Source organism: Sphingobium limneticum (assembly GCF_008710155.1).
GTDB classification, from domain to species: domain Bacteria; phylum Pseudomonadota; class Alphaproteobacteria; order Sphingomonadales; family Sphingomonadaceae; genus Sphingobium; species Sphingobium limneticum.
Genome location: NZ_VYPZ01000058.1, coordinates 1 through 6,901, shown reverse-complemented (window position 1 = coordinate 6,901; position 6,901 = coordinate 1). Strand labels below are relative to the sequence as shown.

The window sequence follows — 6,901 nt, the reverse complement described above, 5'->3', positions numbered from 1 at the left end:
GGATGGATCACAGCAAAATGGACCACGCGGCGATGGGGCACGGGTCCGGCGCCGCGGTCGCGGCCATGTCGGACCACGGCGGGCACGGCGATCACATGGCCTTGATGGACCGCGATGAGCGCCGCGCACGCTGGGCGCTTTACGCCAACATCGGTCTCGGTCTGTGGCTCGCCTCCAGCCCGCTCATCTATGATTCCATGACCACGCAGAGCGTCGGCGAAGCCGCGCGTTTCGTAACCGTCGATCGCGGGCTGCCTTCGATCGAATGGCGGGCCAGCGCACTGGCTATCAGCGATGTCGTCAGCGGGCTCGCCATCGCGCTGTTCGGCGCGCTGTCGCTCGCCCCGCGCACCAAGACATGGGCGCAGTGGGCTGTCGCGTTCATCGGCATCTGGCTGTTCTTCGCGCCGCTGATCTTCTGGAGCCCGAGCGCCGCGCAGTACAACAACAACCTGCTCATCGGCTCGGCCGTGATCGCCCTGTCGGTGCTCGTGCCAATGATGCCGGGCATGAGCATGGCGGGCATGATGGACCCCAAGAACATCCCGCCTGGCTGGACCTATTCGCCATCGACGGACGCGCAGCGGCTGCCGATCGTCGCCATGGCGCTGATTGGGCTTCTGACCTCGCGTATCCTGACGGCCTACCAGTTAGGCCACATCGATACTGTGTGGGAGCCGTTCTTTGCTGGATCGCTGGCCGACCCGCGTAATGGGACCGAGGAGATCATTACATCCGACATGTCGAAGGCTTGGCCGATCCCCGACGGCGGTCTTGGTACAGTCAGCTACGTGCTCGAAATTCTTATGGCGGTGATGGGCACCCGCGACCGCTGGCGGACCATGCCGTGGATGGTGACCTTCTTCGGCATTCTCGTCATTCCGCTCGGCGTCGTCAGCATCTATTTCATCATCAGCCAGCCGATCGTCATCGGCACGTGGAGCACGCTGGCGCTGATCGCCGCGCTCGCCATGCTGATCATGATCCCGTTCGCATTGGACGAGGTCATTGCCATGGGCCAGTTCCTCGCCTGGGCGAAGCGCCGCGGCAAGCCGCTGATCCGCACCTTCTTCCAGGGCGACGCGGTCGAGGCGGGGGCCGAGGACGCATCCGACGTGATGGCCTCGCCTTCTACCTTCTGGGCGGATGCGAAGCGCGGGCTGACGCTGCCGTGGACGCTGGCGGCCAGTATCGTGCTCGGCGCCTTCCTGATGCTGACGCGGGTGATCCTGGGGAACGAAGGCGAGATGGCGAACAGCGACCATGTCGTCGGCGCCCTCGTGATCACAGTCGCGATCATTGCCACCGCAGAGGTGGCCCGCGCTCTCCGCTTCATCAATGTCGCGTTCGGGGCATGGCTCGTCGCTGCCCCGTTCCTGCTGACAGGGGCCGGCCCCCTTGGGGCGATCGTGTCGGTGGTCGTGGGAATCGCGCTCATCGGGCTCAGCCTGCCGCGCGGCAAGCGCAGCCCCGAACATTATGCGAGCTGGGACAAATACGTAATTTGAGGCCTTACTCGCCTCCAGAGAGGAGGGGCACAGCATGGCGCAGTCCAGGTACCGAGTTCTATCCGGGGGTCATTCAGGCGGTTATATGGCCGTCGATTATGGCGGTGCGGTTGCCGATGGCCGGGTCAAGAGCGGCCGAGTATGCCGAGATGAACGAGTTCGCGTGAAGCTGCTCCAGGCCGCAGGCGTCGGCGTGAAGTTCGCGATCCATCCGGTTGCGGGGCGCATGCCCGGTCACATGAACGTGCTGCTCGCCGAAGCCGGCGTGCCCTATGACATCATCTTCGATATGGAAGATATCAACGCCGAGTTTGCCAACACCGATGTCGCGCTGGTCATCGGGGCCAACGATGTCGTCAACCCGGCGGCACGCACCGACAAATCCTCGCCGATCTACGGCATGCCCATCCTCGATGCCGACCAGGCCCACCAGGTCTATGTCGTCAAGCGCGGTCAGGGCAAAGGTTATTCCGGCGTCGAGAACCTGCTCTTCTTCAACGAGAATTGCAGCATGGTCTATGGGGATGCCCAGGCGGTGCTGACGCAGATGGTGCAGGCCGTGAAGGATCTCGGCGCGTGACCGTACCCCTTACCCCCGAAATCTGATTCACCACAGGAGAATGGACAATGACCTACGCGACCATCAATCCCTATACCGGAGACACTGTTGCGACCTTTCCCGACGCAACGGACGAGGAGGTGAAGACCGCGCTGGACAAAGCAGACGCGGCTTTCCTCAGTTGGCGCGAAACCTCCTTCGCCGAGCGCGGCCGTATCCTGCAGAATGCCGCAGACATCCTGCGCCGGGACAGCGATGCTTTTGCCCGCCTGCTGACGCTGGAAATGGGTAAGCTGGTCGCCGAAGCGAAGGCCGAGGTGGAACTCTCCGCCAAGATCTTCGAATATTATGTTCGGCATGCGGAAGACCTGCTGAAGCCGGAGAAGCTGCCGGTGCTCGATCCCGCCGAAGGCGAGGCGATGCTGGTGCACGAGCCGCTCGGCGTCCTCCTGGCGATCGAGCCATGGAATTTCCCTTATTATCAGATTGCCCGCATTCTCGCGCCGCAACTCTCGGCCGGCAACACGCTGATCCTCAAGCACGCCTCGAACGTTCCGCAGAGCGCCGCGGCGTTCGAGAGACTGATGAACGAAGCGGGTCTGCCGGAAGGCGCGTTCCAGAATCTCTATGCAACGCGCGATCAGATCAACCTCATCATCAACGATCCGCGCGTTCATGGCGTGGCGTTGACTGGCTCGGAAGCTGCCGGCGCGGTGGTTGCATCCGAGGCCGGCAAGGCGCTCAAGAAGTCGACCATGGAACTGGGCGGCGCCGACGCCTTTGTCGTGCTCGCCGATGCCGACATGGACAAGACGATCGACTGGGCCGTCTTCGGCCGGCACTGGAACGGTGGCCAGGTCTGTGTTTCGTCCAAGCGCATGATCGTCGTCGATGAAGTCTACGACACCTTCCTCGACGGTTATCGCAAGGGCGTAGCCAAGCTCGTCATGGGCGACCCCTCCGACCCCGGCACCACTCTCGCGCCGCTCTCCTCGCAAAAGGCGGCCGACGACATCAAGGAACAGATCCGCAAGGCCGTCGAACTGGGCGCCAAGGCTGAGGAAGTCGGTCCTACAGTGCCGAACAAGGGGGCTTTCGTGCAGCCAACTTTTCTGACCGACCTCGATGAGGGCAATCCGGCCCGTTATTGGGAATTCTTCGGTCCGGTATCGATGCTGTTCCGTGCGAAGGATGAGGACGATGCCGTGCGCATCGCCAACGACTCGCCCTTTGGCCTGGGCGGCTCCGTCTTCACCTCCGATCCTGTCCACGGCGCCGAAGTGGCGAAGCGGATTTCCACCGGCATGGTCTTCGTCAATCACCCGACTAAGGTGGAGGCCGACCTGCCGTTCGGCGGCATCCGTCGCTCGGGCTATGGCCGCGAACTGCTGGGCCTCGGCCTCAAGGAGTTCGTCAATCACAAGCTGATCGATGTCGTCGATATCGACGCGCATTTCTGAGAGAGGAACATCGCCATGGAAAGCACGATGAAAGCCGCGGTCGTCCGTGAATTCGGAAAGCCATTGGTCATGGAGGAAGTCGCGGTGCCCCGACCTGGCGCCGGCCAGATCCTCGTCAAGATCGCAGCCACCGGTGTGTGCCACACCGACCTGCATGCCGCTGAGGGCGATTGGCCGGTCAAGCCCAATCCACCCTTCATTCCTGGTCACGAGGGCGTCGGACATGTGGTCGCGGTTGGCGCAGGTGTGAAGCATGTCAAGGAGGGCGACCGGGTGGGCGTGCCATGGCTATATGATGCCTGCGGCCATTGCACGCACTGCCTGGGCGGCTGGGAAACGCTGTGCGAGGAGCAGCACAATACCGGGTATTCGGTGAACGGCAGCTTTGCCGAATATGTTCTCGCCGATCCCAATTATGTGGGGCATCTGCCCGGCAACGTTTCGTTCGTCGATATTGCGCCGATCCTGTGCGCCGGCGTCACCGTCTACAAGGGCCTCAAGGTAACCGACACCAAACCGGGCGACTGGGTGGTGATCTCCGGCATCGGAGGTCTCGGCCATCTCGCCGTGCAATATGCCAAGGCGATGGGCCTCAACGTCGTCGCCGTCGATGTCGATGACAGGAAGCTCGACCTCGCCCGGTCGCTGGGGGCCACGTTGGCAGTCAACGCCCGTTCGGAAGACCCGATCGCTTTCGTGAAGAAGCAGATCGGAGGCGCGAATGGGGTGTTGGTCACCGCCGTGTCGCCCAAGGCCTTCGAACAGGCGATGGGTATGGTGGGACGCGGCGGCACGGTCGCGCTCAACGGCCTGCCGCCCGGTGACTTCCCGCTGCCGATCTTCGACACGGTGCTGAACGGCGTGACCGTGCGGGGATCGATCGTGGGGACGCGGCTCGATTTACAGGAAGCCTTGGACTTCGCCGGTGACGGCAAGGTGAAGGCCACGATCTCAACCGACAAACTCGAGAACATCAACGACATCTTCTCCCGGATGCACAAGGGCGACATCCAGGGCCGCGTCGTCATCGATTTCGAGCAATAACGAGCCGCTTTTCGATCGGGCGTGTCTTCGTCGATCAGCCGGTCACCGCCGGGGCCGGAGGTCAATTGCCTTTCTGAACGCGTCTCCTCTCACCCTTAGGAGGGAGGAGACGCGCCGGTGGAGGAGAGGCGCCATCCTGAACAGACGAAGGAAGATTATCATGACTACTGGCAAGAAGGTCGCAATCGTCACAGGTGCCGGCCAGGGCATAGGCTTGGCCATCGCGGTGCGTCTCTCCCGGGAAGGCTTCGCCATCGGCTGTCTCGATTATAATGCGGAAACGGCAGAGGCGGCAGCCGATGCAATCATCGCTACAGGCGGTGAAGCACTCGCGGTCAAGGTCGATGTCGCTCAGCGCGATGACGTCTTCAAGGCGGTGGATGCGGTCGTTCAGCGGTTTGGCCGGCTCGATGTCATCGTGAACAACGCAGGCCTCGGACCGACCACACCGATCGAGGAGATCACGCCCGAAATCTACCACAAGGTGTTCGACGTCAATGTCGGCGGCACCTATTGGGGCATCCAGGCGGCGCTCAAGCATTTCAAGGCACGTAAGCCCGAGAAGGCCGGCGATATCGTCGGCAAGATCATCAATGCTTCGTCACAGGCGGGACAGGTTGGCAATCCCGATCTGGCGGTTTACGGCGCGACCAAGTTCGCGATCCGCGGCATCACCCAGACAGCAGCCAAGGATCTCGCACCCCTTGGCATCACCAGCAATGCCTATTGTCCCGGTATCGTGCGCACGCCCATGATGGAGGGCATTGCTCAGAAGGTCGCTGATGAAAATGGCCAGACCCTTGAATGGGGCCTGCAGCAATGGGCGAAGAACGTAACGCTCGGGCGCATCTCTGAGCCGGAAGACGTGGCAGCCTGCGTATCCTTCCTTGCTGGCCCGGACTCGGATTACATGACAGGGCAAGCCCTGATTATCGACGGCGGCATGGTCTTTAACTGAGGCAGAGGTTCGAAGACGATCCTGTTTCGGCAGGCTCGTCTTGGTGCAGCTGTCAGATGCTGGGAGGCATGCGATGCATGCAATGGTCCTGAATGCGGTCGGTCAGCCGCTCGTGTGGACCGAACTTCCGGATAGAAGGCGTCACCTCAAGGTTTGTGCGCCAGACAACTACAAGGGTTCCTGGGGCGCGCCTTCATGCATGGCGGCCTCAACCATCTGGCATTTTGAAGGGGGAAACATGATTTTGGCGTTTAGGGTGGCAATGGCCACAGCACTGGCGATGCCGATCGCGGTCGCCGCCCAGCCTGCATCGCGCTTCGCGGATACGAAGGCCGTGGAGGCAGTACTGTCGCAGTACAAGGCGGCGATTGAAAAGCTCGATGCGAAAGGAACAGAGCGACTCTTCGCGGCCGACTCCCAGATATTCGAAACGGGTGGCTCGGAGGGAACCTACGCGACATACCTCGCCCATCATCTTGGGCCAGAGCTGGCAGCCTTCAAGTCGTTTACATTTTCCGACTACAAGGTGAAGGTTCGCTTTGAGGGTCCGGTCGCACTTGCCACCGAGACCTACCGCTATCGGATCGAGCCGAAGAACGGGGCTGTTGCCGAACGTATTGGCGTCGCAACCAGCGTCTTAACGCGCTCGGGGAGCAGCTGGAAGATCATCAGCATGCACAGTAGCGCTCGCAAGCCGAAAGGCTCCTGATCGGTCAAGATCACATTGCGCCCGGACCCAGCTTCAGGGGTCGGCAATATGGCCGCTACTGCTTCTTCGCTGGATTCGGCGTAGCCGACTGCGGTGTCGCATTTGTAGAATTCGTCGGGTGATCGTGCTCCGGTATGCCAGCATAATGGTTCATCTGATCCTCGGAGATGTCCGACGTTTCCTCGCTGCTGCCACAAGCCGTTACGGCCAGAGGTAACAGAAACATGGCTGTGATAATCGCCCTCGATCTTCTCATAACAGAATACCCTTCGATGCCGATCTGAACCCATCATAGCTGATACGGTGGGATGCTCGTATCTGACTTCCTTACAATGATATGATCGACAAGGTTTTCGCTAGACTGGCATGCTCATGATGTCCTTATACGCGGAAAGCAACTTATTGCGAACTTGCAACGTCGCCTCGAACGCGATCGACGACTCCTGCCGCGCGAGCATTACCTTTGCAATATCGACCTCTTCGCCGCGTTCATAGGCAACCGTCAACTTTCCGGCGCGAGCGTTGATTTCATTGATTGTTGAGTTGCACTGAGAAGTGACCCGGGATTTTCATTGAGAAGTGACCCGGGTGGGCGTGGTTGATGTGCTGCCTGCGACGAGCAGGGTCAAGCGGGTGATTTGTCCTTTCTGGATTTTGGGGCGG

The 6,901-nt window shown here is 61.1% G+C and carries 5 protein-coding genes and 2 pseudogenes; 6 read left to right on the top strand and 1 reads right to left on the bottom strand.

Annotated elements, in window-relative coordinates; translation table 11 throughout:
- The 6 genes and pseudogenes from F4U94_RS23595 to F4U94_RS23570 all read left to right on the top strand — a co-directional run.
- On the top strand, positions 1-1,508 hold a 1,508-nt coding region (locus tag F4U94_RS23595), incomplete at its 5' end, for a vitamin K epoxide reductase family protein (RefSeq protein ID WP_249042120.1).
- Between the two features lie 169 nt (positions 1,509-1,677).
- Positions 1,678-2,088: pseudogene (locus tag F4U94_RS23590) on the top strand (NAD(P)(+) transhydrogenase (Re/Si-specific) subunit beta); the annotation flags it as partial.
- 47 nt (positions 2,089-2,135) lie between these two features.
- Positions 2,136-3,527 (top strand): NAD-dependent succinate-semialdehyde dehydrogenase, encoded by a 1,392-nt coding sequence (locus F4U94_RS23585; protein ID WP_037475975.1) that lies wholly within the window; start codon positions 2,136-2,138, stop codon positions 3,525-3,527.
- A 15-nt stretch (positions 3,528-3,542) separates the two neighbouring features.
- A complete protein-coding gene (gene adhP / locus F4U94_RS23580; protein ID WP_037475973.1) occupies positions 3,543-4,571 on the top strand; it encodes an alcohol dehydrogenase AdhP in 1,029 nt (342 codons plus the stop codon).
- A 160-nt stretch (positions 4,572-4,731) separates the two neighbouring features.
- On the top strand, positions 4,732-5,529 hold the full coding sequence (locus F4U94_RS23575; RefSeq protein WP_088184705.1) for a (S)-acetoin forming diacetyl reductase: 798 nt from the start codon (positions 4,732-4,734) through the stop codon (positions 5,527-5,529).
- 73 nt (positions 5,530-5,602) lie between these two features.
- Positions 5,603-6,238, top strand: a complete 636-nt coding sequence (locus tag F4U94_RS23570) for a YybH family protein (protein ID WP_239556198.1) — start codon at positions 5,603-5,605, stop codon at positions 6,236-6,238.
- A gap of 356 nt (positions 6,239-6,594) precedes the next feature.
- Here F4U94_RS23570 and fliE read toward each other — a convergent pair.
- A pseudogene (gene fliE / locus F4U94_RS23565) lies at positions 6,595-6,750 on the bottom strand (flagellar hook-basal body complex protein FliE); the annotation flags it as partial.
- Positions 6,751-6,901 lie beyond the last annotated feature (151 nt).

Bases quoted from the DNA above. Each gene is read 5' to 3' on its own strand.
- F4U94_RS23585 (WP_037475975.1), top strand. From the start codon at position 2,136: ATGACCTACGCGACCATCAATCCCTATACCGGAGACACTGTTGCGACC.
- adhP (WP_037475973.1), top strand. From the start codon at position 3,543: ATGGAAAGCACGATGAAAGCCGCGGTCGTCCGTGAATTCGGAAAGCCA.
- F4U94_RS23575 (WP_088184705.1), top strand. From the start codon at position 4,732: ATGACTACTGGCAAGAAGGTCGCAATCGTCACAGGTGCCGGCCAGGGC.
- F4U94_RS23570 (WP_239556198.1), top strand. From the start codon at position 5,603: ATGCATGCAATGGTCCTGAATGCGGTCGGTCAGCCGCTCGTGTGGACC.